At 72.4% G+C, this 25,496-nt stretch carries 19 protein-coding genes; 9 read left to right on the top strand and 10 right to left on the bottom strand.

Annotation, left to right across the window (positions count from 1 at the left end; translation table 11 throughout):
- Nucleotides 1–43: 43 nt before the first annotated feature.
- Nucleotides 44–268, bottom strand: coding sequence for a hypothetical protein (locus FHX73_RS07885; RefSeq protein WP_145904298.1), 225 nt, complete (start codon nt 266–268; stop codon nt 44–46).
- 521 nt (nt 269–789) lie between these two features.
- On the opposite strand from FHX73_RS07885, the gene FHX73_RS07890 reads away from it, so the two are divergent.
- The 8 genes from FHX73_RS07890 to FHX73_RS07925 all read left to right on the top strand — a co-directional run bounded on the left by FHX73_RS07890 (nt 790) and on the right by FHX73_RS07925 (nt 11,858).
- Entirely contained in the window at nt 790–4,629 is a 3,840-nt protein-coding gene (locus FHX73_RS07890; protein ID WP_145904299.1) for a sensor histidine kinase, read from the top strand.
- Nucleotides 4,630–4,639: 10 nt separating this feature from the next.
- Nucleotides 4,640–5,053 (top strand): roadblock/LC7 domain-containing protein, encoded by a 414-nt coding sequence (locus FHX73_RS07895; RefSeq protein ID WP_145904300.1) that lies wholly within the window; start codon nt 4,640–4,642, stop codon nt 5,051–5,053.
- Nucleotides 5,054–5,156: 103 nt separating this feature from the next.
- On the top strand, nt 5,157–5,576 hold the full coding sequence (locus FHX73_RS07900; protein WP_145904301.1) for a DUF742 domain-containing protein: 420 nt from the start codon (nt 5,157–5,159) through the stop codon (nt 5,574–5,576).
- Nucleotides 5,557–6,138, top strand: coding sequence for a GTP-binding protein (locus FHX73_RS07905; RefSeq protein WP_145904302.1), 582 nt, complete (start codon nt 5,557–5,559; stop codon nt 6,136–6,138). Before FHX73_RS07900 ends, FHX73_RS07905 begins: the two co-directional genes overlap by 20 nt.
- Before the next feature lie 329 nt (nt 6,139–6,467).
- Nucleotides 6,468–10,043 (top strand): nitrate- and nitrite sensing domain-containing protein, encoded by a 3,576-nt coding sequence (locus tag FHX73_RS07910; protein ID WP_246213412.1) that lies wholly within the window; start codon nt 6,468–6,470, stop codon nt 10,041–10,043.
- Nucleotides 10,044–10,053: 10 nt separating this feature from the next.
- Nucleotides 10,054–10,467, top strand: a complete 414-nt coding sequence (locus FHX73_RS07915) for a roadblock/LC7 domain-containing protein (protein ID WP_073926035.1) — start codon at nt 10,054–10,056, stop codon at nt 10,465–10,467.
- Nucleotides 10,468–10,708: 241 nt separating this feature from the next.
- Nucleotides 10,709–11,296: a DUF742 domain-containing protein gene (locus FHX73_RS07920; RefSeq protein WP_246213413.1), complete on the top strand. Its 588-nt coding sequence runs from the start codon at nt 10,709–10,711 to the stop codon at nt 11,294–11,296.
- Nucleotides 11,277–11,858 carry a GTP-binding protein gene (locus FHX73_RS07925; protein ID WP_145904304.1) on the top strand — a complete coding sequence of 194 codons (582 nt, stop codon included), beginning with the start codon at nt 11,277–11,279 and terminating at the stop codon, nt 11,856–11,858. The genes FHX73_RS07920 and FHX73_RS07925 overlap by 20 nt, the downstream gene beginning before the upstream one ends.
- Before the next feature lie 67 nt (nt 11,859–11,925).
- Here FHX73_RS07925 and cimA read toward each other — a convergent pair whose 3' ends face one another.
- The 4 genes from cimA to FHX73_RS07945 form a co-directional block, all read right to left on the bottom strand.
- Nucleotides 11,926–13,536 (bottom strand): citramalate synthase, encoded by a 1,611-nt coding sequence (gene cimA / locus FHX73_RS07930; RefSeq protein WP_145904305.1) that lies wholly within the window; start codon nt 13,534–13,536, stop codon nt 11,926–11,928.
- Between the two features lie 385 nt (nt 13,537–13,921).
- On the bottom strand, nt 13,922–14,482 hold the full coding sequence (locus FHX73_RS07935; RefSeq protein ID WP_145904306.1) for a Uma2 family endonuclease: 561 nt from the start codon (nt 14,480–14,482) through the stop codon (nt 13,922–13,924).
- Between the two features lie 95 nt (nt 14,483–14,577).
- Nucleotides 14,578–15,690, bottom strand: a complete 1,113-nt coding sequence (locus FHX73_RS07940; protein WP_145904307.1) for a branched-chain amino acid aminotransferase — start codon at nt 15,688–15,690, stop codon at nt 14,578–14,580.
- A gap of 154 nt (nt 15,691–15,844) precedes the next feature.
- Nucleotides 15,845–16,885, bottom strand: a complete 1,041-nt coding sequence (locus FHX73_RS07945) for a 3-isopropylmalate dehydrogenase (RefSeq protein WP_145904308.1) — start codon at nt 16,883–16,885, stop codon at nt 15,845–15,847.
- A 165-nt stretch (nt 16,886–17,050) separates the two neighbouring features.
- On the opposite strand from FHX73_RS07945, the gene FHX73_RS07950 reads away from it, so the two are divergent.
- A complete protein-coding gene (locus FHX73_RS07950) occupies nt 17,051–19,510 on the top strand; it encodes a YfhO family protein (RefSeq protein WP_145904309.1) in 2,460 nt (819 codons plus the stop codon).
- A gap of 10 nt (nt 19,511–19,520) precedes the next feature.
- Here FHX73_RS07950 and FHX73_RS07955 read toward each other — a convergent pair whose 3' ends face one another.
- From FHX73_RS07955 to FHX73_RS07975, 5 genes are all read right to left on the bottom strand, one after another.
- Nucleotides 19,521–19,700 (bottom strand): hypothetical protein, encoded by a 180-nt coding sequence (locus FHX73_RS07955; protein WP_145904310.1) that lies wholly within the window; start codon nt 19,698–19,700, stop codon nt 19,521–19,523.
- Between the two features lie 309 nt (nt 19,701–20,009).
- On the bottom strand, nt 20,010–21,611 hold the full coding sequence (serA, locus tag FHX73_RS07960; RefSeq protein WP_211786157.1) for a phosphoglycerate dehydrogenase: 1,602 nt from the start codon (nt 21,609–21,611) through the stop codon (nt 20,010–20,012).
- Between the two features lie 273 nt (nt 21,612–21,884).
- Nucleotides 21,885–22,880 carry a ketol-acid reductoisomerase gene (gene ilvC / locus FHX73_RS07965; RefSeq protein WP_145904311.1) on the bottom strand — a complete coding sequence of 332 codons (996 nt, stop codon included), beginning with the start codon at nt 22,878–22,880 and terminating at the stop codon, nt 21,885–21,887.
- Nucleotides 22,881–22,958: 78 nt separating this feature from the next.
- Nucleotides 22,959–23,486, bottom strand: coding sequence for an acetolactate synthase small subunit (gene ilvN / locus FHX73_RS07970; protein WP_145904312.1), 528 nt, complete (start codon nt 23,484–23,486; stop codon nt 22,959–22,961).
- 29 nt (nt 23,487–23,515) lie between these two features.
- Nucleotides 23,516–25,369: an acetolactate synthase large subunit gene (locus tag FHX73_RS07975; protein ID WP_145904313.1), complete on the bottom strand. Its 1,854-nt coding sequence runs from the start codon at nt 25,367–25,369 to the stop codon at nt 23,516–23,518.
- Nucleotides 25,370–25,496: the final 127 nt, after the last annotated feature.

Consider the following 25,496-nt stretch of genomic DNA (forward strand, 5'->3'; position numbering starts at 1 on the left):
CGCCACCAGCGGTGACGGCGCCCCCGGTGGGCAGCTGCGGGCGTCAGTCGCGCCGCTCCTGCTTGGGCAGCGTCATCAGCTTGGTGCGGCGCGGGTTGGCGGTGCTGGTCGGCAGCTCGCGGGCGTACTCGACCGGCTCGCTGCTGGTACGGGCACCGGGCAGCTGGCTGAAGTCCTCCAGCGAGGCCAGGGTCGTCCGGCGCGGGTTCGCCGTCGAACGGGAGCCGAGAGTCGACTTGGTGGCCGACTTGGCCGGCGTCTGGGACATCGCTTCACACCTTCGGTTCGGGGAGGGCTGCCACCGGATGGAATGCCCCATCGGGTGGCGGGCGCCGGGGCACAAGGAGCCAGGGTAGGGACCTCTTTCCACAGCGGCCGTGACCAAAGCTACACATTGGCCTGTGAGTTTGCTCACAATTTCCCCGACAAGGCCCGCATATTGTATATTTCACCCAAGAAGTAAATTCCGACAATCCCGAAGTACCCGGCATACCGGAAGACCGTTCGAACGCTGCCCACCGGCCCGACCGTCACTCTGTGTCCGAAAAAGGCCGGAATAACGACCCGAATCGCACCGTCAGTGAAGTCCTGCGCGCGGTCGGTAGTACGGCCCCGGGCCCCACCCCGCCCCTTGTTGGACTCCCGGCGCTGTGCTGGAATGCCACGAACCGCCCTAGGTCTACCCACGGCGGCCCCAGCGCATTCCCGGCTCGCGGGATTGCCGACTCCGAGAACTCGACACCGCCCCGGCCTCGTCCCGGGGCGCCAGGTCCAGAGGTTGCGACGCCAGTGCAGGGACGTTTCAAAAGGGGTAGCGGCGCCGCTGGCCAGGCCGAGTCGCCCGAGCCCCTCGCTGCCCCCCACCAGTCGGAGCCGGACGCCGTCCCGGGCGATCGGCTGGTCAACGGTGAACCCGAGGGTCCGGAGAACGACGCCGGCCCGGACGAACAGGACGAGGCCGGTCGGCTTTCGCGAGCCCGGCTGCGCGGCACGCTGAACCGCCGCCGGGCCACCGGTTTCGGCCGGGTGCGGATGCGCAACTGGCGCATCCGGACCCGGCTGAGCGCTCTGCTGCTGCTCCCCGTGGTGGTCGCGCTGGTCCTCGGTGGCCTGCGCATCAACACCTCGCTGCAGAGCTCCCAGCAGCTGGCCCAGATGGCCAACCTGAGCGACCTGGCGGTCAAGGCCACCCAGCTGGCCGACGCGCTGGAGACCGAGCGCGACATCAGCGCCGGTCCGCTGACCAAGGACCCGACGGTCCAGGACGACCGGGTCACCAACGCCCGCCGCACCACCGACGACCTCACCAAGGCGTACAACGCGCGCGCCGACAGCTTCGACAACCTGGACCTGGCCGGCGGCAACTCGCTGCTCATGCAGGTCCGCAAGGACATGACGCTGCTGTCGAACTTCCGCAACAACGCCTACACCCAGGTCAACAACATCGAGGCGACGGTCGCGTCCTACGACACGATCATCAAGGACCTGCTGTCGATCAGCCAGGAGATCGCCCTCGGCTCCGACTCCCCCGACCTGGTCAAGTCCACCCGGGCGCTGGAGCAGTTCTCCCTGGAGAAGGAGAGCACCTCCATGCAGCGCGCGCTGATCAGCGCCGCGCTGGCCCGTCCCGGTGGCGCCGACATGTCGACCTCGGACCAGAGCTTCGGCTTCCGTCTGATCACCGCCGACCAGAGCGCGGCCGCCAACTTCAACTCGATCTACGGCACCACCGCGGCGCAGAAGCTGCGCGAGCGGCTGACGTACAACACCGAGATCAACCAGGCCGACCGGTACGCCGGCCAGGTGCTCCAGGCCAACGGCATCAAGCAGGCCGACTTCCGCACCTACCAGGACTGGTACGACCAGGCCACGGTGAAGATCGACGCCGAGCGCGCGATCGAGAACCAGCTGCTTGAGGAGCTCAAGGGCAAGGCCCAGTCGCTCCAGTCGGCGGCCGACAACGACGTGATCCTCAACGGCGTGCTGATCGCCCTGGTGCTGCTGGTCGCGGTCGGTGGCGCGGCCCTGATGGCCCGTTCGCTGACCCGCTCGCTGACCCGGCTGCAGACCTCCGCCGAGGACGTCGCCGAGCGCCGGCTGCCCGAGCTGGTCAAGACGCTCTCGGAGAACGACCCGCACGAGGTCGACCTCACCGTCGACCCGGTCGGCATCGACTCGGCCGACGAGATCGGCCACGTGGCGCACGCCTTCGACATGGTGCACAACGAGGCGGTCCGCCTCGCCGCCGAGCAGGCGCTGCTCCGCGGCAACATCAACTCGATGTTCACCAACCTCTCGCGCCGCAGCCAGGGCCTGATCCAGCGTCAGCTGTCGCTGATCTCCGAGCTGGAGAGCCGCGAGGCCGACCCGGACCAGCTGGCCAGCCTCTTCAAGCTGGACCACCTGGCCACCCGCATGCGCCGCAACGGCGAGAACCTGCTGGTCCTCGCGGGCGAGGACCCGGGCCGCCGGTGGACCCGCCCGGTCCCGCTGGTCGACGTGCTCCGCGCCGCCGCCTCCGAGGTGGAGCAGTACGAGCGCATCGAGCTCGCCTCGGTGCCCTCGACCGAGGTCGCCGGCCGCGTGGTCAACGACCTCGTCCACCTGCTCGCCGAGCTGCTGGAGAACGCCACCTCGTTCTCCAGCCCGCAGACCCGGGTCCGGGTCACCGGTCACGCCCTGCCCGACGGCCGGGTGCTGATCGAGATCCACGACACCGGCATCGGCCTGAGCCCCGACGACCTGGCCGAGATCAACGAGCGGCTGGCCAACCCGCCGACGGTGGACGTCTCGGTCTCCCGCCGCATGGGCCTCTTCGTGGTCGGTCGCCTGTCGCTGCGCCACGGCATCCGGATCCAGCTGCGCCCCAGCGACTCCGGCGGCACCACCGCGCTGGTCATGCTCCCGGTGGACGTCACCAACGCCGGCGACCGGCGCGCCCCGCGTCCGAACGGCCCGGGCCAGCGCGGCGCCGGCCCGACGCCGCGTCAGCAGCGCGCCCCGCTGCCCGGCGGCGAGGCCCCCGGCCTGCCGCAGCGTCCGGCCCCGGCGCTCGGCCAGGGGCCGAGCGGTCCCGGTGCGCCGGCCGGCCGACCGCAGCTGAGCAAGGGCCCGAGCGGTCCGGCCGCGCCCGCCCAGCCGTCCACCGGCGGCCTGCCGACCCGCGCGGTCGGCCAGTCGCTGCGCGAGACCCCGCCGACCGGTCGGCCCCAGCAGCCCCAGCCTCCGCAGCAGCCGCAGCAGGGCCGCCGCCCCGCTGCCCCTGCCGGCCCTCCCGCCCCGGGCGGTCCCGGTCTGCCCCGTCGCGGGGCCGGCCAGCCGGCCCCGGCCGGCGCTCCCGGTCCGCAGGGCCACGAGCGCCCGGCCGAGCCGAACCGGCCCGCCCAGCCGAACCGGCCCGAGGAGCGCGGCCAGGTCCGGCGCGGTCCGCGCACCGACGTGGGCCCCGCCGGCCGGCCGGCCGGTCTGCCGCAGCGTCCCGGCGTGCCGAACGCCGCCGCCGCGCAGCAGCACGGCCAGTTGCCGCAGGGCGAGGACCTGCAGGGTCCGCCGACCCTGCAGCAGCCGGTGCTCGGCTCCGGCGGCTTCGCCGAGCGGAGTGCCGCGCCGGCGCCCGTGCCGGCTCCGGCACCCGCGCCCGCACCGGTCGAGACCACCGCGTCGTTCGCCCGGCCGCGGTTCGAGGCCAGCGACATCGATCCGCGCGACCCGCTGGGCCTCGGCCTGGTGGAGCCGGTGCTGCCGAGTGTCGGCTCGCCGACCGTCGGTGCGCCGCGCGCCGGTGAGGCCCGTGGCCCGCAGGCCCCGTTCCAGCCGGCCGAGCCGCAGCAGCAGTTCGCCCCGCGGCCGCCCGCGCCGCAGGGCCAGCCCGGTCAGCCCGGTCAGCACGGCCAGCCCGCCCAGGGCCAGCCCGCCCAGGGCCAGCCGGCCCTGCCGCCGCGCCGGACCCCGGAGCACGGCCAGGGCGAGGACCAGGCGTTCCGCAGCGGCGGCGCCAGCCGGATGGCCTCGGTGCAGGTGAACCAGGACCGCTCGCAGCAGCAGGGCCGCCGGTCCTACCAGCCGCAGCGCCCCGGCACCACGGCGCCGGGCCACCCGGTGCCGGCCGACCAGCCGGTGGCGGGCCGTCCGACCGAGCGTCAGTCGATGCCGGGTCAGCCGATGCCCGGTCAGCCGGCTCCGGGTGAGTCCGGCCAGGCCCCGCAGCGCGGGCCGGGCGAGGCGCCCTGGCGTTCCTCGGCCAACGACGAGCGCTGGCGCCGGGCCGAGCAGTTGCGCCAGCCGACCTCGGACGGCGTCACGCTCTCGGGCCTGCCCCGCCGCACCCCGCAGGCCAACCTGGTGGCCGGCACCGCCGAGGCCGCCCCGCTCTCCGGGCCGCAGGTCTCCCGCGCGCCGGAGGAGGTGCGCGGCCGGTTGACCAACCTGCGCCGCGGCATCCAGCAGGGCCGCCGCGCCGGGGCCGGGGACACCCAGCAGTTCCCCGCGATGGAGCGCCCGTTCGACGGCTTCGGCAACCCCGCCGGTGCGGAAGAAGCGCAGGGCGGCTACCGTTCTCCCGCACCGGGCGCCGACGGCCCCGGTCCGGACGGCGGATACGGCTTCGGTACTCAGAACCAGGAGCGTTGAGTTGAGTCAGATGAGTCAGGCAGCCAGCAACCTGAACTGGCTGATCACCAACTTCGTGGTGAACACCCCCGGGGTGTCGCACACGGTGGTGGTCTCCGCCGACGGGCTCCTGCTCGCCATGTCCGAAGGCTTTCCGCGCGACCGCGCCGACCAGCTCGCCGCCGTCGCCTCCGGCCTCACCTCGCTCACCTCCGGCGCCAGCCGGATCTTCGAGGGCGGCGAGGTCAACCAGACCGTCGTCGAGATGGAGCGGGGCTTCCTGTTCCTGATGGCGGTCAGCGACGGTTCCTCGCTCGCGGTGCTCGCCTCCCCCGACTCCGACATCGGCCTCGTCGGCTACGAGATGGCCCTCCTGGTGGACCGCGCCGGAACCGTGCTCACCCCCGCCCTGCGCGCCGAGCTCCAGGGCAGCCTCCTGCACTGACCGGGAGTCAGACCACCCTCCGTCGGGCCCGGCAGCGCATACCGGGCCCGACGTCACACCCCACAGCTGACGCGAACTCAGCCGCAGCGCAAGGAGGATCCAGATGACCCCGCCCCCGACACCGGCCGGTTCATACGGCAACGGGTACGGCTCCGGCTACGGCGACCAGGGCGGCTACGAGCAGCAGCCGCTGGTCCGGCCGTACGCCATGACCGGCGGCCGTACCCGTCCCCGCTACCAGCTCGCGATCGAGGCGCTGATCTCGACCAACGGCCACGCGGCCCGCACCGGCGGCCTGCTGCCGGAGCACCAGCGGATCGTCCACCTCTGCCAGGAGGTCAAGTCGGTCGCCGAGATCTCGGCCCTGGCCGGGGTCCCGCTCGGGGTCGCCCGGATCCTCGTGGCCGACCTGGCCGAAGCCGGCCTGGTCGCCATCCACCAGCCCGCCGCCGCCGGCGAGTCGGGCGGAACGCCGGACGTCACGCTGCTCGAAAGGGTCCTCAGTGGACTTCGCAAGCTCTAGCCCCGCCGCCACCCGGGCCACCACCTCCGCGAAGATCGTCGTCGCCGGTGGGTTCGGCGTCGGCAAGACCACGCTGGTCGGCGCCGTCTCCGAGATCAACCCCCTGCGCACCGAAGCCGTCATGACCAGCGCCTCCGCCGGCATCGACGACCTCACCCACACCGGCGGCAAGACCACCACCACCGTCGCCATGGACTTCGGCCGCATCACCCTCGACGAAGACCTCATCCTCTACCTCTTCGGCACCCCCGGCCAGGACCGCTTCTGGTTCATGTGGGACGACCTCGTCCGCGGCGCCATCGGCGCCGTCGTCCTCGTCGACACCCGCCGACTCGCCGACTGCTTCCCCGCCCTCGACTACTTCGAGAACAGCGGCCTGCCCTTCGTCGTCGCCCTCAACGGCTTCGACGGACACCAGGCCCACACCCCCGACGAGGTCCGCGAAGCACTCCAGCTCGGCCCCGACACCCCCATCATCGCCCTGGACGCGCGCCGCCGGGACAGCGCCAAGAGCGCCCTCATCACCCTGGTCGAACACGCCCTGCTGGCGAGATTGCGGTAACGCGAACCGGGAGCATCGGGTTCGATGCTCCCGGCTGTGCATCGCATAACGGTTCGGTAGGCATTTCGGACGTTTTGCCGACAGAGCGTAATGGTTCGGGTTCACTCCGTTGAGAACCATTGGGGGATTGGCGGCTCCTGTCGGCGAATGTCCGAAATGTTCCTCAAGGGGCTTTCAGCCTGGGCTGTTTGTCCCGTCCCCCCGCACGTGCTGAAATTCCAGCTACCCCGAAGTCACGAACGGCAGTTCCACCCAGCAGCGGGCTGCGGCCAGGGGTAAGCCGCTGGATTGATCCATGGCCGCCCAGTCGGCCGAGAGGTTGTTGTCGAGTGAGGCGTAAGCAGCCAGCCACCCCGCAGCGGCGCCCAGAGCCCCGCGACCCGGACCACAACGGCCAGGGCTCCACCGGGTTCTCCCCCTTCACGGCGAACGCGGCGGGCAGCGAACGCGAACGACCCGGCCGGCCGGGCGTCCCCGGCGGGACCCGGACCACCGATGCCCCGGAGAGCGGCGGCGACGCCCGCCCAACGCCCGGTGGCCGGTACGAGTTCCTGGCCTTCCGCAACTGGCGGGTGCCGACCCGACTGATAGCGATCCTGCTGATCCCGGTCGTCATCGGCCTGGTCTTCGGCGGCATGCGCGTCAACACCTCGTACAGCAGCTACGTCAAGGCCGCGCACCAGGAGAAGACGGCCGAGCTGGCCCGAACCGCCACCGCGCTGGCCGACGCCCTGGAGAACGAGCGCGACCTCACCCTGACGCCCCTGATGACCGGGTCCGACCCGCAGGGCCTGGTGAGCAAGTACCGCGCCGCCACCGACCAGGCGGTCAAGAACTACAACGCCTCCTACGCCAACGTCGCCGGCGACAAGGACGCGGAGCTCGCCCGGCGCAACTCCTCGGTGCAGCTGGTGCTGAGCGACCTGCAGCACCTGCGGGACAACGCCTACAAGCCGGAGCTGTACGCCAGCGCCACCGAGGCCGCGTACTCGGCGATGATCGACCCGATGCTGGCCTTCGACAACTCCGTCGGCACCGGCAGCTCCGAGGGCGTGGCCCGCGGCCGCGCGATCTACGCCATCTCGCTGGCCAAGGCCGCCGCCTCCGACCAGCGCGACCTGATGCTGATGGTCATGGTCGGCTCGGGCATCGACCGCAACAGCCGGTTCGAGAACTCCGACCTGATCCAGGACCTGCTCGTCGGGGCGAAGCTCGAAGGCGTCTCGATGACCGAGTTCACCAACGGCAGCAGCCCGACGGACGCCCGCGTCTACGCGAACAACCTGGTGGCCCAGTCGGATGCCGACAGCCGCGCTCCGCTGCGGATGCCGGACGGCACCACCATCCCGACCATGTCCGGCATGATGAACCTGGCCATGGGCTACTCGGACGCGGCCCAGATCGGCTACCAGGCCGGCAGTGCGCAGGCGAAGGCCGAGCTGGCCGCCTCGCAGGCGGCGGGCCTGGTGCCGGCCAACTGGCTGCAGGCCACCCAGAGCCACATGAAGCCGCTGCGCGACACCGAGACCCAGCTGCTGAACAGCGTCGTCGGCGACGCCACCAGCACCAAGGACAACGCGCAGACCGACGCCATCCTCAACTCGGCGATCGTGATCGGCGCCCTCGCGCTGGCCGGTCTGCTGACCGGGTTCATCGCCCGCTCGATGATCCTCGGCATGCGCACCCTGAACGCCAGCGCGCTGCAGATCGCCAACCACCGCCTGCCCGACCTGGTCGAGAAGCTCTCCAAGACCGACCCGGACCGGGTGGACACCAACGTCGACCCGATCCCGCTCTGGGGCAAGGACGAGATCGGCGAGGTCGCCCGCGCCTTCGACCAGGTGCACCGGCAGGCGGTCGCGCTCGCCGCCGAGCAGGCCCTGCTCCGCGGCAACCTGAACGCGATCTTCTCCAACCTGTCGCGCCGCAGCCAGGGCCTGATCCAGCGTCAGCTGGCGCTGATCACCGACCTGGAGAACAACGAGGCCGACCCGGACCAGCTGGAGAACCTCTTCAAGCTGGATCACCTGGCCACCCGCATGCGCCGCAACGGCGAGAACCTGCTGGTCCTCGCCGGCGAGGAGCCGGGCCGCCGCTGGAACACCCCGGTGCCGCTGGTCGACGTGCTCCGCGCCGCCGCCTCCGAGGTGGAGCAGTACGAGCGCATCGAGCTGGCCGGCATACCCGAGGCCGAGGTGGTCGGCGCCGCCGTGACCGACCTCGTCCACCTGCTGGCCGAGCTGCTGGAGAACGCCACCTCGTTCTCCAGCCCGCAGACCCGGGTCACCGTCACCGCGACCGGGCTGCCGGACGGCCGGGTGCTGGTCGAGATCCACGACAAGGGCATCGGCCTGACCGCCGAGGACTTCGCCGAGATCAACGAGAAGCTGGCCGAGCCGCCCACCGTCGACGCCTCGATCTCGCGCCGCATGGGCCTGTTCGTGGTCGGCCGGCTGTCCGACCGGCACGACATCCGGGTGCAGCTGCGCCCGTCCGGTGAGTCCGCCGGCACCACCTCGCTGGTCATGCTCCCGGCCGGTCTCACCCACCTGCGGGTGGCGCCGGAGCCGGAGCAGGAGTTCACGGTCTCCCGGATCTTCGCCGAGCAGGGCGGGGCCGACGAGTGGGAGCAGGTCGCCCCGCAACGCACCGCCGCCGAGCTGGGCTTCGACGACAACCTGGCCGCGGGCGGCAGCTCCGGCGGGTTCAGCCCCGCGCTGGACTCGATGCAGCGCTCGCTCCGCCTGGAGCAGCGCCGCCGGACCGCCATCGAGGGCGGCCCCGGCGAGGAGCTGGAGCCGGAGCTGCCGGGCGACCCGACCCGGGAACCGCACCAGCACCAGGGCTTCGCGCCCGAGGGCGTCCGGCAGGACGTCTTCCAGCAGCCGGGCTCCTTCCCGCAGCAGACCGGCTTCCCGCAGGACACCCGGCAGTCGGCCTACCAGGAGTCGGAGTACCAGGAGTTCTCCGAGTTCTCCCGGCAGTCCGAGTACGGCCGGCAGGGCGAGTACACCGAGTACGTCGAGGCCGAGTTCGTCGAGGCCGAGCCGGACTACCGCCAGGAGTACCAGCAGCAGCCGTACGCCACCGGCCAGTACGCCGAGGGCTTCTACGCCCAGCCCGGCTACGACCAGCAGTACGGGCAGCAGGAGCAGTACGGCAGCGACCAGTACGCCCAGTACCAGCAGCCGCAGCAGCCCCAGCAGCCGGGCCGGTTCGACGGCTTCGCGCCGCGCTCCGAGCGGCCGGCCGGTCACCCGTACGGCGAGCCGGCCGCGCTGCCGGCCGCGGCTCCCGAGCCGTCGGCCCCGGCGCGCGACGCGGGCCAGCAGACCCTCGGCTCCGGCCTGCCGCTGCGCCGCCCCGGCGAGCAGCTGGCCGGCGGTCAGCTGGGCTCCCGGGCGATCGGGACCCCGGAGACCGGTGAGCAGCCGAACTGGTTCACCGGCGCCCGGGACAGCTCCGGTCCGGCGGACGAGTACCCGCAGGCCCACCAGGTGTCCGGCCTCGGCGCCTCGGGCCCGACCGGCCCGACCGCCGCGGCCTGGCGCTCGGCCAACGACGACAGCTGGCAGCGGGCCGAACAGGTCCGCGAGCCCGCTGCCGGTGGGACCACCGGTGCCGGCCTGCCGCGCCGGGTGCCCAAGCAGAACCTGGTCCCCGGCAACGCCACGCCCGCGCCGACCGACGGCCCGCAGGTCTCCCGCGCGCCCGAGGAGGTGCGCGGCCGGCTGACCAACCTGCGCCGCGGCGTGGAGCAGGGCCGCAGTGCCGGCGGCGATCCGGGCACCACCGGAAACTTCCGGATCGACCCCCAGGACATGTCACGGCCGGGCCGCCCCGGGCCGGGACAGCAGAACCACAGCACCGATCTCTTCGGCGGCTCGAACCACCAGGAGCGTTGAGTTGACTCAGATGAGCCAGGCCGCACAGAACCTGAACTGGCTGATCACCAATTTCGTGGACAACACCCCCGGGGTGTCGCACACGGTGGTGGTCTCCGCCGACGGGCTCCTGCTCGCCATGTCCGAGGGGTTCCCGCGCGACCGCGCCGACCAGCTCGCCGCCGTCGCCTCCGGCCTCACCTCGCTCACCTCCGGCGCCAGCCGGATCTTCGAGGGCGGCGAGGTCAACCAGACCGTCGTCGAGATGGAGCGGGGCTTCCTGTTCCTGATGGCGGTCAGCGACGGTTCCTCGCTCGCGGTGCTCGCCTCCCCCGACTCCGACATCGGCCTCGTCGGCTACGAGATGGCCCTCCTGGTGGACCGCGCCGGAGCCGTCCTCACCCCCGCCCTGCGCGCCGAGCTCCAGGGCAGCCTCCTGCACTGATCCGCACAGCCGAGCGAGCTACGCGTGTTGACGGTGTGTCAGACACCACCCCGCTTCCGACATGCCGTCAGCTCCGTAGTACTTGTAGTATCCAGCCGCCCACTCCGGGCCCGTTCCACCGGGCCCGGCGTCGGGCGTTGTACGGCCCCTCGCACCACCGGCCCGGCCCGCACACCGATGCGGCCGCGGCCGTTGCCAGCACCCTTGCACCGCACCGCAGCACCCTGTGAGGAGAGGAACCGTGACACCGCCCGACGAAGGCCAGGGCCAGTACGGCGTTCCGTACCCCGGCACCGGTCATGACGCGTTCGGAACGCCCGGCCACGGCCTCGGCTACGGCCAGCAGGCGACGCCCCCCGGCCCCCAAGCCGCCGGCCAGTACCGCACGCCCCACCCGCAGTTCGGCGGGGCCGCCCAGCCGTTCCCCCCGCAGGCACCGGCGTACTACTCCGCCCCCGTGCCGCCCGAGCCGGAGGAGGAGGACGCCGGACCGCTGATCCGGCCCTTCGCGATGACCGGCGGCCGCACCCGCCCGCGGTACGAACTGGCCCTGGAGGCACTGGTCTCCGCCAGCGTCGACGAGGCGCGCCTGGCCACCCTGCTGCCGGAGCACCAGCGGATCTGCATGCTGTGCACCGGCGAGGTCAAGTCGGTCGCCGAGGTCTCCGCGCTGCTCTCGCTGCCGCTCGGCGTCGCCCGGATCCTCGTCGCCGACCTGGCCGAAGCCGGCCTGGTCGCCATCCACCAGCCCGCCGCCGGGGGCGAATCCGGCAACCAGCCCGACGTCACGCTGCTCGAAAGGGTCCTCAGTGGACTTCGCAAGCTCTAGCCCCGCCGCCACCCGGGCCACCACCTCCGCGAAGATCGTCATCGCGGGCGGCTTCGGCGTCGGCAAGACCACGCTGGTCGGCGCCGTCTCCGAGATCAACCCCCTGCGCACCGAAGCCGTCATGACCAGCGCCTCCGCCGGCATCGACGACCTCACCCACACCGGCGGCAAGACCACCACCACCGTCGCCATGGACTTCGGCCGCATCACCCTCGACGAAGACCTCATCCTCTACCTCTTCGGCACCCCCGGCCAGGACCGCTTCTGGTTCATGTGGGACGACCTCGTCCGCGGCGCCATCGGCGCCGTCGTCCTCGTCGACACCCGCCGACTCGCCGACTGCTTCCCCGCCCTCGACTACTTCGAGAACAGCGGCCTGCCCTTCGTCGTCGCCCTCAACGGCTTCGACGGACACCAGGCCCACACCCCCGACGAAGTCCGCGAAGCACTCCAACTCGGCCCCGACACCCCCATCATCACGCTCGACGCCCGCCGCCGGGACAGCGCCAAGAGCGCCCTCATCACCCTGGTCGAACACGCCCTGCTGGCTCGGCTGCGCTGAGCCGGCCCCGCTGGTCCGGGAACGGTCCGGGGCCCCGCGCGGGCGGGGCCCCGACCAGGAACCGGGCTCAGTCCTCGGGCTGCAGGCCGGCCCTCAGCAGGCCGTAGGTGTAGGCGTCCTGCAGCGCCACCCAGGAGGCGGCCACCACGTTGTCGGCCACCCCGACGGTGGACCAGCTGGCCGTCCCGTCGGTGCTCTCGATCAGCACCCGGGTCTTCGAACCGGTGCCGTGCTGGCCCTCCAGGATGCGGACCTTGTAGTCCGTCAGCTCCAGCTTCACCAACTGCGGGTAGATCCGCTCCAGGGCGGTGCGCAGCGCCCGGTCGAGCGCGTCCACCGGGCCGTTCCCCTCACCGGTGGCGATCATCCGCTCGCCGTGCGCCCAGACCTTCACGGTGGCCTCGTTGCCCGCGGTCGTCCCCGGGCCCTGCTCGCTGATGGTCCGCCAGGACTCCAGGCTGAAGAACCGGGCCGGCCGGCCGTGCACCTCGTCGCGCAGCAGCAGCTCGAAGGAGGCGTCGGCCGCCTCGTAGGTGTAGCCGGCCAGCTCCCGCTCCTTCACCCGGGCCACCACCCGGCCGGCCAGGTCGCGGTCGGTGGACAGGTCGTAGCCGAGCTCCCGGCCCTTCAGCTCGATCGAGGCCCGGCCCGCCATGTCGGAGACCAGCATCCGCATGGTGTTGCCGACCCGCTCCGGATCGATGTGCTGGTAGAGGTCGGGGTCCACCTTGATCGCGGAGGCGTGCAGGCCGGCCTTGTGCGCGAAGGCCGAGACCCCGACGTACGGCTGGTGGGTGGAGGGGGTCAGGTTGACCACCTCGGCGATGGCGTGCGAGATCCGGGTCATCTCGGGCAGCCGGCCCGCCGGCAGCACCCGGCGGTCGTACTTGGTCTCCAGCGCGCCGACCACCGGGAACAGGTTGGCGTTGCCGACCCGCTCGCCGTAGCCGTTCGCGGTGCACTGCACGTGGGTCGCCCCCGCGTCGACCGCGGCCAGGGTGTTGGCGACCGCGCAGCCGGTGTCGTCCTGCGCGTGCACCCCGAGCCGGGCACCGGTGCTCGCCAGCACGTCCGCGGTGATCTCGCGGACCCCGGACGGCAGCATCCCGCCGTTGGTGTCGCAGAGCACCACCACGTCGGCGCCCGCCTCGTGCGCGGCCCGCACCACCGCGAGGGCGTACTCGCGGTTGGCCCGGTAGCCGTCGAAGAAGTGCTCGCAGTCGACGAAGACCCGGCGGTCCCGGGACCGCAGGAAGGAGACGCTGTCCCGGACCATCTCCAGGTTCTCCTCCAGCGTGGTGCGCAGCGCCAGTTCCACGTGCCGGTCGTGCGACTTGGCCACCAGGGTGACCACCGGCGCGCCCGAGTCCACCAGGGCGGCCAGCTGCGGGTCGTCCGCCGCGCGGCCGCCGGCCCGGCGGGTGGCGCCGAAGGCGACCAGCTGAGCGTGCCTCAGGTCCAGCTCGGTGGCGGCGCGGGCGAAGAACTCGGTGTCCCGGGGGTTGGCGCCCGGCCAACCGCCCTCGATGAAGCCGACGCCGAAGTCGTCCAGGTGGCGGGCGATGGTCAGCTTGTCGGCCACCGTGAGGTTGATGCCCTCGCGCTGCGCGCCGTCGCGCAGGGTGGTGTCGAAGACGTGGAAAGCGTCGTCAAGGCGATCTGCACTGCCGTCGGTCATGGCCCTGGATTCTCCATTCGTGGGGCACCTCCCGGCCGAGGGCCGGGGAGGGCTGCTGCCGGTATCGAGTACCCGGCTCCACTGTCCACCCTCCCGCGCGCCACCCGGGAACCCTCGCCGCCGGGTCGGCGGGCTCGGAGTCCCGAGTCCTGCCCGGTCGGCGTGGGGTGGGCCCGGCCGGGCAAAACAAAAGACCCCTCGCGGGTGCGAGAGGTCTGCGCGCGGGTCGTGGACACGGTGGTCGTCCCGCGGGGTTCACCGCGAAAACGGTCACTGCGGACCGGCGCGCCTGCTGCCAATAATCAGCGCGAGCGAGGACACGCTTGCAGTCTGGCACATGATCGGGGCCCCGGCGGGGACGTCTCGGGATGCGGGACGTGCGTGCTCAGAGCAGGTCGCCGGTGTCCAGGGCGAAGGAGAAGGGGGCGGGGAGGTCGAGGGGGTCGCCGAGCTTGACCGTGACCGTGCCGCGGTACTGGCCGTCCTTGGGGTCGCTGTGCAGGACCACCTGGTCCGCCTCGCGATCGACCAGCAGGTAGAGCGGGATGCCTGCAGCGGCGTAGCCGGTGCGCTTCTCCTCACGGTCCTTGCCGGGGCGGCTCGACGTGACTTCGAGGACCAGCAGGGCCCCTTCGGGTCGCCACCAGGACTCGGCAGCGGAGAACGCCCCACGCCGCGCGAAAGTCCCGTCCGGGATGTACCGCCCGTCAGGCACGACCAGGCCCTTGGTCGGAGCGAAATCCAGATCCTCGGTGCACTTCCGGAAGACCTGTTTGGCGACCCGCCCGATCACCGTCTCGTGCTCGCCGTCCGGCGGTGGTGTCACGATGATCTTCCCCTCGATGAGCTCGGCCTTGAACCCCGGAGGGGTCTTCAATGCCAGGAAGGCGTCGAGCAGTTCGCCGTCACCGGGGAATGCGGCCACGTCGTGCGTCAGAGCACTCACGCCCCCTCCTCCCAATCCACAGAGCTCAACGAGCGGGACAGTTCGAGGTTACCCACCCCGGGCGCCCCACCCTCGCGGGGCGCCCTGACGGGGGGTCAGACGAGGGGGTGCAGCCAGCCGTGAGTGTCGGCGACCTTGCCGGCCTGGATGCCGAGCAGGGTCTCGCGCAGGCGCATGGTGACCGGGCCGGGGGTGCCGGCGCCGACGGTCCAGTCGGCGCGGGCCGACTTGACCGAGCCGACCGGGGTGATGGCGGCGGCGGTGCCGCAGGCGAAGACCTCGGTCAGGGTGCCGTCGGCGTTGCCCTGCTTCCACTCGTCGGTGGAGATCTTCCGCTCCTCGACCGGGTAGCCGAGGTCGGCGGCGACGGTGAGCAGCGAGTCGCGGGTGATGCCGGGCAGCAGCGCGCCGGACAGCGCCGGGGTGACGATCCGGGCGTCCTGGCCCTCGCCGAAGACGAAGTAGAGGTTCATGCCCCCCATCTCCTCGATCCACTTGTGCTCGGCCGCGTCCAGCCAGACCACCTGGTCGCAGCCCTGGGCGGCGGCCTGGGCCTGGGCGACCAGCGAAGCCGCGTAGTTGCCCGCGCACTTGGCCGCGCCGGTGCCGCCCGGCGCCGCCCGCACGTACTCCTCGGAGAGCCAGACCGAGACCGGCTTGACGCCGCCCGGGAAGTAGGCGCCGGCCGGGGAGGCGATCAGGATGAAGAGGTACTCGTTGGCCGGGCGCACGCCCAGGCCGACCTCGGTGGCGAACATGAACGGGCGCAGGTAGAGGGTCTGCTCCGGCTCGTTCGGCACCCAGTCCTGGTCCTGCTGGACCAGGAGCTCGACCGCCTCGACGAAGGTCTCGGCCGGCAGCTCGGGCATCGCCAGCCGGCGGGCCGAGGACTGGAAGCGGGCCGCGTTGGCCTCCGGGCGGAAGGTGGCGATCGAGCCGTCGGGCTGGCGGTAGGCCTTCAGGCCCTCGAAGATCGCCTGCCCGTAGTGCAGCGTCATGTTCGCCGGATCCATCTCGATCGGCGCGTACGGGGTGAGCTGGGCGTCGTGCCAGCCCCGGCCCTCGGTCCAACGGATGGTGACCATGTGGTCGGTGAAGATCCGGCCGAAACCGGGGTCCGTCAGCCGCGCCTGGCGCTCGACCGCCGACAGCGGGTGCGCGGAGGGCTTGAGCTCGAACGTGATGGGCGCCTGGGTGGGCGTGGTCATGGCTTCAGTCCTTCACCGTGGGGTTGGTCAGGGCCGGACCGCCACGGTGCACAGGCACAGCACGGCACGGCCCACTGTCGATACTCGCATCTCAGGGGCCGTGCCGAACAGCTGTGGGGGTTGTGAGTGCGCCTCAGTACTCCTCAGCCGGCCCTCAGCCGGATACTCGGGCGGCGATCGCGTCGCCGACCTGGTGGGTGGAGCGGACCGCGTCGCCGCGTTCGGCCAGGTCGGCGGCGACTGCGGCCTCGACCGCGGCGGACTCGGCGGTGAAGCCGAGGTGCTCCAGCAGCATGGCGACCGAGAGCACGGTGGCGGTCGGGTCGGCCTTGCCCTGGCCGGCGATGTCCGGGGCCGAGCCGTGCACCGGCTCGAACATCGACGGGAACTCGCCGGTCGGGTTGATGTTGCCGCTGGCGGCCAGGCCGATCCCGCCGGTGACGGCGGCGGCCAGGTCGGTGAGGATGTCGCCGAACAGGTTGTCGGTGACGATCACGTCGAACCGCTCGGGCTGGGTGACGAAGAAGATCGTCGCCGCGTCCACGTGCAGGTACTCGGTGGTCACCTCGGGGTACTCGGAGGCGACCTGCTGGAAGATCCGGGTCCACAGGTGGCCGGCGTGCACCAGCACGTTGTTCTTGTGCACCAGGGTGAGCTTCCGGCGCGGCCGGGCGGCGGCGCGGCGGAACGCGTCCCGGACCACCCGCTCGATGCCGAAGGCGGTGTTGAGGCTGACCTCGGTGGCCACCTCCTGCGGGGTGCCGGTGCGCAGCGTGCCGCCGTTGCCGACGTACGGGCCCTCGGTGCCCTCGCGGACCACCACGAAGTCGATCGCCGGGTTGCCGGCCAGCGGGGAGTCGACGCCGGGGAAGAGCTTGCCCGGGCGCAGGTTGAGGAAGTGCTCGAAGGCGAACCGCAGCTTCAGCAGCAGCCCGCGCTCCAGCACGCCGGACGGGACCGACGGGTCGCCGATCGCGCCGAGCAGGATCGCGTCGTGCTGCTTGAGCTCGGCCAGCACCTCGTCCGGCAGGGTCTCGCCGGTGGCGTGGTAGCGGCGGGCACCGAGGTCGTACTCGGTGGTCTCCAGCTTCACATCGGCGGGGAGGACGGCGGTGAGCACCTTGAGGCCCTCGGCAACGACCTCCTGGCCGATGCCGTCACCGGGAATGACTGCGAGACGAAGGCTGCGGGACATGGGGGGAACGCTACTCCGGGTCTCGGGGAGTGACACCTGACGTCCACCATTCGGACGGCAGGCAGATCGTCGGATCGCTCCGACCGGGAACGGCCGGGCCGCCCGGAGCAGATCACTTCGGCGGGTCCTGACGGGGAATCACCCGAACGTGTCCAGGATGGCCGCATGCGTGAACTCACGGGCAGTGCCGGGGCCGGGGCGGCGGCGGTCGGCGTGTACTGCGGGGCGCTCGCCTGGCACCGGACGTGGCCGTTCGGGGCGCCGATGCGGGGCGGGACGGTGCTGGCCGAGCAGGTGGTGCCGTTGCAGACGCACCTGTGGGACGTGCTGCGCGGGCAGGGCGGCGACCTGCTGGTGAACTGGGACAGCGGCTACGGCGTGCCGTTCCTGCCGGACCTCGCGACCGACCTGCTCAACCCGTGCGACTGGCCCGGCCTGCTGCTCCCCCGCGACCAGCAGGCGCTCGGACTGTTCCTCGGCGTGCTGCTCGCGCTGGGGCTGGGCACCGGGCTGATGGCGCACTTCCTCGGACGGCTGGCCGCCGGGCCGGTGGCGGTCCGCGGGCTGCTGGCGGTGGGCTACGGGCTGTGCGCCTGGGTGCTGGTGGCCGGGGTGGGGCGGCCGGCCTGGCTCTGGGGGCTGGTCGCGCTGCCGCTGCTCGGGCTGGCCTTCGACCGCTGCCTGCGGCGCACCGGGTGGCCGCTCGGCGCGCTCGCGGTGGCGGTGTGCTGGCTGGGCGACTTCTACACCGCCGCCACCGCCTCGCTCGGCGCCGGCCTGGTGCTGGTGCTGCGGCTGCTGGTGGCCCGCTCCCGGTGGCGGGAGCGGCTGCGCGCGCTGCTGCGGGCGCTCGCGATGGCGGCGGTCGGCATCGCGGCGGCGGCGCCGCTGCTCTGGGTGACCTTCGAGGCGGGCCGGGCCGGGCAGCCGGCCGCCGTGGTGCACCCGGTGGCGCCCGGGCTGACCGACTACCTGGGCCAGCTGCTGCCCGGCGGGCTGGCGGCCCGGGCGCTGCCGGACGTCTTCGTGGGCGTGCCGGCCCTGCTGCTGGTGGCCGCGCTGCCGTTCAACCGGCGGGTCCGGCTGCGCGAGCGGGTGGCCTGGCCGCTCGCCCTGGCGCTGGTGGCGGCCTCCTTCGTGTGGCGGCCGAGCATCCTGCTCTGGCACGTGTCGACCGCGCCGGAGGGCAATCCGTACCGCTCGACCTTCGTGCTCAGCGGGCTGCTGACCATGGCAGCCTGGGTCTGCCTGGCGCGCCGGCCGCGGCTCCCGGCGCTGGCCGGCGGGGCCCTGCTGGTGGCGCTGCTGGCCGCGCTGGTGGACGCGCGCGGCTCGACCCGGCCGATCAGCTGGGGGCTGCTGGGCGCCGGGGTGCCGTTGGCCGTGCTCGCGGTGCCGGCGCTGGCCGGGGCGGCGCGGCAGCGGCGGGTGGCGCTCGCGGTGCTGGGGGGCGTGGTGCTGGTCGGCTCGGGCTGGGCGGCCGGCTCGGTGCTGGTGCAGCGGGACCGGCGGGCGGGCAGCGGGCCGGTGCCCTCGGCCGGGGCCTTGCGGGCGGCCCGGGCGGCGCTGCTGGCGGCCGGGCCGCGGTGGCCGGCCGGGCGGGCCGATCCGGGGCCGCACGTCTTCACCGGCAACGACCCGATGCTGTTCGGCGCACAGGGCGGCGGCTACCGCAGCGACTACCTGCCGGCGCGGACCGCGCAGGCCCTGCACGCGCTGGGCGCGGGCTGGCTGTTGCAGGGCCGGCAGACGTCGAGCTTCGCCGATCCCGTGGGCCAGGCGCTGTTCGGGGTGACCGCCTCGCTGGGCGGGGACCTGACGGTGCGCCGGGCGCCGGCGCTGCCGTTGGTGACGGTGCAGCGGTCGGCGGCGCCGGCCGACCAGTCCTCGCTGTGGGCCCGGCAGCAGGCGGTGTTGGGCGCGACCGTGTACCAGGTGCCGCCGCTGGTGCCGGGCGGTGGACCGGCGCCGACCGACCACGGCAGCAGCGGCTGGTCGCTGCCGACCACGCCGGACGGCGGGCCGGGCACCGAGCTGACCGGGCGCTGCACGCCGGGCCGCGCGGCCTTCCTCTACGCGCCCTACCTGGCGGGCGCGGTGAGTTGGCCGGGCGGCTCGCTGGCGGCGGACGGGCAGCAGAACGCCACCGCGCTGCCGGTGCTGGCGCTGGGTCCGGTGCCGGCCGACGGGGTGGTGCGGGTGACGGTGCGGGTGGGGCTGGCCACCCAGGTGCCGGCCCGCCCGTTCGGCTGCCTGGACCAGGGCGCGCTGGCGGCGGCCGTGGCGGCGGGGCGGGCGAGCGGGTCGAGTCGGCCGACCGTCTCCGGACACACCGTCAGTGCCGTTCTGCCGCACGGGAGTTCGGGTACTGCCGGGCTGTCGGTGCCGGCCGTGCCGGGGTGGCGGTGCGGGGTGGACGGGGGTGCGCCGCGCTCCGCCGGGCAGACCCCGGCCGGCCTGCTCGCGGTGCCGCTGGGCACCGGGGCGGACCGGCTGGAGTGTGCCTTCCGGCAGCCCGGGCTGGCTCCGGGGCTGCGGGTCGCGGCGGGCGCGGGTGCGGTCTGGCTGCTGGTCGCGGCCTGGACCTGGTGGCGCCGCCGCGCCCGGCCCGGGTTGCCGGGCTAGCCGGGGCCGCTCAGTGGCCGGTCGCGCCGCCGTTGTCGCGGCGGTCCAGGGCGCGCTGCAGGGCGGCGTGGGCCTGGGCGTCGGCGCCGCGGTGCGGGAGGCCGCGCCGGCGGCGGCGGGCCACGGGGGTGGCGGCCGGGGCGGTGGCGGTGGAGTCGTCGCGGACGAACTGAGTCACGGTCGGGGGCATACCGGGCTCCTTGGGCAGGGGACGCCGGGGCGGCGTCGGACGCGAGGGAGGAGGGGTGGTACGCCTGGCGGGGATCGCCCGCCACACTGCGTACGCGCACGCACGGCCCCAGGGGCAACCGGACGATCGGTGGGTCCAGGGCTGCAGGGGCACCGGGTGCCATTTCACGGTACGCCGCCGTCCAGTGGCTGTCTCTAGATTTAGTTGGATTTCCTAGTATCTGAGACGGGCCTCACCCGGACGGTCCAGGAACGCCGCCGGGGCCCGGTCCGCGCAACGCGGTCCGGGCCCCGGCGGGCTGACGAACGGTCAGCCGAGGTCCACCGAACGGGCGAACTTGGCGCCGATCTCGGCGGCGATCTCCGCCAGCACCTCCTGCGGGATCTCCGAGTCCACGGTGATCGAGGCGAGCGCGTCCTTGCTCTCGGCTTCCCGGGCCACCTGCATGCCGGCGATGTTGATCTCGGCGTCGCCGAGGATCCGGCCGAGCGTGCCGACCACGCCGGGGCGGTCCTCGTACTTGAAGAAGGCCATGTGGTCGGTGAGCGCCACGTCGACCTCGAAGGCGTCCACGCCGACGATCTTCTGCTGCTGCTTCGGGCCGGACAGGGTGCCGGAGATGGCGATCTCGGCGCCGTTGGCCAGGGTGCCGCGCACGGTGATCACGTTGCGGTGCTCGACCGCCTCGCTGCTGGTGGTCAGCCGCACCTCGACCCCGCGCTCCTGGGCGAAGAGCGGGGCGTTGACGTAGGAGACGGTCTCCGCCACCACGTCCTCGAAGACGCCCTTGAGCGCCGAGAGCTCCAGCACCTTGACGTCGTGCTGGGTGATCTCGCCGCGCACCTCGACGTCGAGGCGCACGGCCACCTCGCCGGCCAGCGCGGTGAAGATCCGGCCGAGCTTCTCGGCCAGCGGCAGGCCGGGGCGCACGTCCTCGGCGATCACGCCGCCCTGCACGTTGACCGCGTCCGGCACCAGCTCGCCGGCCAGCGCGAGGCGCACCGACCTGGCCACCGCGATGCCGGCCTTCTCCTGCGCCTCGTCGGTGGAGGCGCCCAGGTGCGGGGTGGCGACCACGTTGTCGAAGGTGAAGAGCGGGGAGTCGGTGCACGGCTCCTTGGCGTAGACGTCGAGGCCGGCGCCGGCCACCCGGCCCTCCTTGAGGGCGCTGGCCAGGGCGGTCTCGTCGATGATGCCGCCGCGCGCGGCGTTGACGATCCGCACGCTCGGCTTGACCTTGTGCAGGGCCTCGTCGCCGATCAGGCCGATGGTCTCCGGGGTCTTCGGCAGGTGCACGGTGATGAAGTCGGAGACCTCCAGCAGCTCGTCCAGGGTGAGCAGCTTGACGCCCATCTGAGCCGCGCGGGCGGCCTGGATGTAGGGGTCGTAGGCGACGATCTTCATGCCGAAGGCCGACATCCGCTGGGCGACCAGCACGCCGATCCGGCCCAGGCCCACCACGCCGAGGGTCTTCTCGGAGAGCTCGACGCCGGTGTACTTGTTCCGCTTCCACTCGCCGTTCTTGAGCGCGGCGTTGGCCGGGGCGATGTTGCGGGCCACCGAGATCAGCAGGCCGCAGGCGAGTTCGGCGGCGGTGACGATGTTGGAGGTGGGCGCGTTGACCACCATCACGCCGGCCTTGGTGGCGGCGGCGACGTCCACGTTGTCCAGGCCCACGCCGGCCCGGGCGACCACCTTGAGGCTCCTGGCGGCGGCCAGCGCCTCGGCGTCGATCTTGGTGGCGGAGCGGATCAGGATCGCGTCGACGTCGGCGATCGCGGTCAGCAGCTCGGTGCGGTTCGCGCCGTCGCAGTGCCGGATCTCGAAGTCCGGGCCCAGGGCGTCGACCGTGGCCGGGGACAGCTCTTCGGCGATCAGTACCACGGCGTTCTTGGAAGTGACAGTGCTCACGACAGTTGTCCTTACTGTCCGGTTCTCCCCCACCGCACGCACGAGGGTGGGCGCGGCCGGAACGCAGGCCGGCAGGGCAGCGGGGAGTTTGGTGGCATGCCGCGTAGATAGACGCACGACGCTGTGGGCCTGACGCGCACTCGGAAGTGTATCGACGGACCGGGCCGTTGCCTGTGCCCGTGCGGCGAAATCACCCGCACGGGACCCGACGGGTTGTACAGCGGGGGCGGGACCGCTCGGCGGTCCCGCCCCCGCTGGTACGAACGCGCCTGATCAGGCGTTCTTGACCCAGCTCATCAGCTTGCGCAGCTCGCGGCCGGTGGTCTCCAGCAGGTGGTCGGAGTCCGCCTGCTTGTACTCGTTGTACTTCGGCAGGCCCGCCTTGTACTCGGCGATCCAGGTGTTGGCGAAGGTGCCGTCCTGGATCTCGGCCAGGACCTTCTTCATCTCGGCCTTGGTGTCGGCGGTGATGATCCGCGGGCCGGTGACGTAGTCGCCCCACTCGGCGGTCTCGGAGACCGACCAGCGCATCTTCTCCAGGCCACCCTCGTACATCAGGTCGACGATCAGCTTGAGCTCGTGCAGGCACTCGAAGTAGGCGATCTCCGGCTGGTAGCCGGCCTCGACCAGGGTCTCGAAACCGGCCTTGACCAGGGCGGCGGTGCCGCCGCAGAGCACGGCCTGCTCGCCGAACAGGTCGGTCTCGGTCTCCTCGGTGAAGGTGGTCTTGATGACGCCGGCCTTGGTGCCGCCGATGCCCTTGGAGTAGGACAGCGCCAGCGCGAAGGCGCCGCCGGTGGCGTCCTGCTCGACCGCCACGATGCACGGGACGCCGCGGCCCTCCTCGTACTGGCGGCGGACCAGGTGGCCCGGGCCCTTCGGGGCGACCATGCAGACGTCGACGTCCGCCGGGGGCTTGATGAAGCCGAAGCGGATGTTCAGGCCGTGGCCGAAGAACAGGGCGTCGCCCGCCTTCAGGTTGGGCGCGATGTCCGCCTCGTAGACGTCGGACTGGATCGGGTCCGGCACCAGGATCATGATGACGTCGGCCTCGGCCGCGGCCTCGGCGGGGGTGACCACGCGCAGACCGGCCTCCTCGGCGGCGGCCCGCGACTTGGACTCCGGCTTCAGGCCGACCCGCACGTCCACGCCCGAGTCGCGCAGCGACAGCGCGTGGGCGTGGCCCTGGCTGCCGTAGCCGATGACCGCGACCTTGCGGCCCTGGATGATGGACAGGTCGGCGTCGTCTTCGTAGAACAGCTCGGCCACGGTGGGACTTCTCCTTGCGTGTTCGCGGTGCTGTGAACCACCGCGCGGGGATGGAATTCAGTAGGTGGTGAGGCGGCGTCAGGCGCTGCGGTCGAGCGCGCGCAGCGACCGGTCGGTGATCGAGCGCGCACCGCGGCCGATCGCCACCAGGCCGGACTGCACCAGCTCCTTGATGCCGAACGGTTCCAGCATCCGCAGCATCGCCTCCAGCTTGTCGGAGCTGCCGGTCGCCTCGATGGTCACGGCGTCCGGCGACACGTCCACGGTCTTGGCGCGGAAGAGCTGCACGATTTCGACGACCTGGGACCGGGACTCGTTGTCCGCCCGGACCTTGACCAGGACCAGTTCCCGCTGGATCGCAGCGGACTGGTCGAGCTCGACGATCTTTATCACGTTGACCAGCTTGTTGAGCTGCTTGGTGACCTGCTCAAGCGGCAGGTCCTCGACGTTGACCACGATCGTCATCCGGGAGATGTCCGGGTGCTCGGTCGGGCCGACGGCGAGGGAGTCGATGTTGAAGCCCCGCCGGGAGAACAGTGCGGCGATGCGGGCCAGCACGCCGGGCTTGTTCTCGACCAGGACGGAGAGGGTGTGCTTGGAGGACATGGCTCTGGTTCCCTAGGTCCGATGGGGCGTCAGTCGAGGTCGTCGCTGAAGTCGGGGCGCACGTCGCGGGCGAACTGGATCTCGTCGTTGCTCGCGCCGGCCGCGACCATCGGCCAGACCATGGCGTCCTGGTGCACGATGAAGTCGATGACCACCGGGCGGTCGTTGATCTCCATCGCCTGCTTGATCACGGCGTCCAGGTCCTCCGGCCGCTCGCAGCGCAGGCCGACGCAGCCCATCGCCTCGGAGAGCAGCACGAAGTCGGGGATCCGGGTGCCCTGCGGCGGCGGGGCGACCCCGTCGTGGCCGGGGCCGGAGTGCAGCACCGTGTTGGAGTAGCGCTGGTTGTAGAACAGGGTCTGCCACTGGCGGACCATGCCCAGCGAACCGTTGTTGATCACCGCGACCTTGATCGGGATGTTGTTCAGCGCGCAGGTGGCGAGTTCCTGATTGGTCATCTGGAAGCAGCCGTCGCCGTCGATCGCCCAGACCGTGGCGTCCGGCACGCCCGCCTTGGCGCCCATCGCCGCCGGCACCGCGTAGCCCATGGTCCCGGCGCCGCCGGAGTTGAGCCAGGTGGCCGGCTTCTCGAAGCCGATGAACTGCGAGGCCCACATCTGGTGCTGGCCGACGCCGGCCGCGTAGATGGCCTCCGGGCCGACCAGCTGGCCGATCCGCTCGATCACCTGCTGCGGCGACAACTCGCCCGCGGGGGCGGGCTCGTAGCCCAGCGGGTAGGTCTTCTTCCACTCGTTGAGCTTGGTCCACCAGTCCGCGTAGTCGCCCTTGCGGCCGGCCTCGTGCTCGGCCTGCACGGCGACGATCAGGTCGGCCAGCACCTCGCGGGCGTCGCCGACGATCGGCACGTCGGCCGGGCGGTTCTTGCCGATCTCGGCCGGGTCGATGTCGGCGTGCACGACCTTGGCGTTCGGCGCGAAGGAGTCGAGCTTGCCGGTGACCCGGTCGTCGAAGCGGGCGCCCAGGGTGAACAGCAGGTCCGACTTCTGCAGCGCGGTGACGGCGGGGACGCTGCCGTGCATGCCCGGCATGCCCAGGTGCTGCGGATGGCTGTCCGGGAAGGCACCCAGTGCCATCAGGGTGGTGACCACCGGCGCGCCGGTCAGCTCGGCCAGGATCCGCAGCTCGGCGGTGGCGTTCGCCTTGAGCACGCCGCCGCCGACGTAGAGCACCGGCCGCTTCGAGCCGACCAGCAGCTTGGCGGCCTCGCGGATCTGCTTGGCGTGCGGCTTGGTCACCGGACGGTAGCCGGGCAGCGCCAGCTCGACCGGCCAGCGGAAGGTGGTGGTGGCCTGCATCGCGTCCTTGGCGATGTCCACCAGCACCGGGCCGGGGCGGCCGGTGGCGGCGATGTGGAAGGCCTCGGCGATCACCTGGGGGATCTCCGCCGGGTCGGTGACCAGGAAGTTGTGCTTGGTGATCGGCATGGTGATGCCGCAGATGTCGGCTTCCTGGAAGGCGTCGGTGCCGATCGCCGCGGAGGAGACCTGGCCGGTGATCGCCACGATCGGCACCGAGTCCATGTACGCGTCGGCGATCGGGGTGACCAGGTTGGTGGCGCCCGGGCCGGAGGTGGCCATGCAGACGCCGACCTTGCCGGTGGCCTGCGCGTAGCCGGTGGCCGCGTGGCCCGCGCCCTGCTCGTGCCGGACCAGGACGTGGCGGACCTTGACGGAGTCCATCAGCGGGTCGTAGGCGGGCAGGATCGCGCCGCCGGGGATGCCGAAGATGGTTTCCGCGCCTACGGCTTCGAGCGAGCGGATGAGCGACTGGGCCCCGGTCATCGTCTCGACGACCGCGGGGGTGCCTTGGGACGGCGCGGCCGGGTGGTCCCCGCGGCGGGGAGTTGCCGTGTGCTCAGTCATCTGCCTGTCTTCTTTCGCCGGTTCGGCTGTCCGCTTCATCCCATATTCGGATGGAACGAGCGAGGGGGACAACGGTGTCTCACGAGGGGTTCAGCGGTGCGACCGCAACAAAAAACCCCTCGTGCCC

Source organism: Kitasatospora viridis (assembly GCF_007829815.1).
Taxonomy (GTDB): Bacteria; Actinomycetota; Actinomycetes; order Streptomycetales; family Streptomycetaceae; genus Kitasatospora; species Kitasatospora viridis.

Excerpts from the sequence above, each read along its gene's own strand:
- ilvN (WP_145904312.1), bottom strand. The coding sequence starts at position 23,486 with ATGTCCTCCAAGCACACCCTCTCCGTCCTGGTCGAGAACAAGCCCGGC.
- FHX73_RS07945 (WP_145904308.1), bottom strand. The coding sequence starts at position 16,885 with ATGTCCCGCAGCCTTCGTCTCGCAGTCATTCCCGGTGACGGCATCGGC.
- cimA (WP_145904305.1), bottom strand. The coding sequence starts at position 13,536 with ATGACCGACGGCAGTGCAGATCGCCTTGACGACGCTTTCCACGTCTTC.
- FHX73_RS07885 (WP_145904298.1), bottom strand. The coding sequence starts at position 268 with ATGTCCCAGACGCCGGCCAAGTCGGCCACCAAGTCGACTCTCGGCTCC.
- FHX73_RS07955 (WP_145904310.1), bottom strand. The coding sequence starts at position 19,700 with ATGCCCCCGACCGTGACTCAGTTCGTCCGCGACGACTCCACCGCCACC.
- FHX73_RS07950 (WP_145904309.1), top strand. The coding sequence starts at position 17,051 with ATGCGTGAACTCACGGGCAGTGCCGGGGCCGGGGCGGCGGCGGTCGGC.
- FHX73_RS07940 (WP_145904307.1), bottom strand. The coding sequence starts at position 15,690 with ATGACCACGCCCACCCAGGCGCCCATCACGTTCGAGCTCAAGCCCTCC.
- FHX73_RS07900 (WP_145904301.1), top strand. The coding sequence starts at position 5,157 with ATGACCCCGCCCCCGACACCGGCCGGTTCATACGGCAACGGGTACGGC.
- FHX73_RS07895 (WP_145904300.1), top strand. The coding sequence starts at position 4,640 with ATGAGTCAGGCAGCCAGCAACCTGAACTGGCTGATCACCAACTTCGTG.
- FHX73_RS07975 (WP_145904313.1), bottom strand. The coding sequence starts at position 25,369 with ATGACTGAGCACACGGCAACTCCCCGCCGCGGGGACCACCCGGCCGCG.
- FHX73_RS07915 (WP_073926035.1), top strand. The coding sequence starts at position 10,054 with ATGAGCCAGGCCGCACAGAACCTGAACTGGCTGATCACCAATTTCGTG.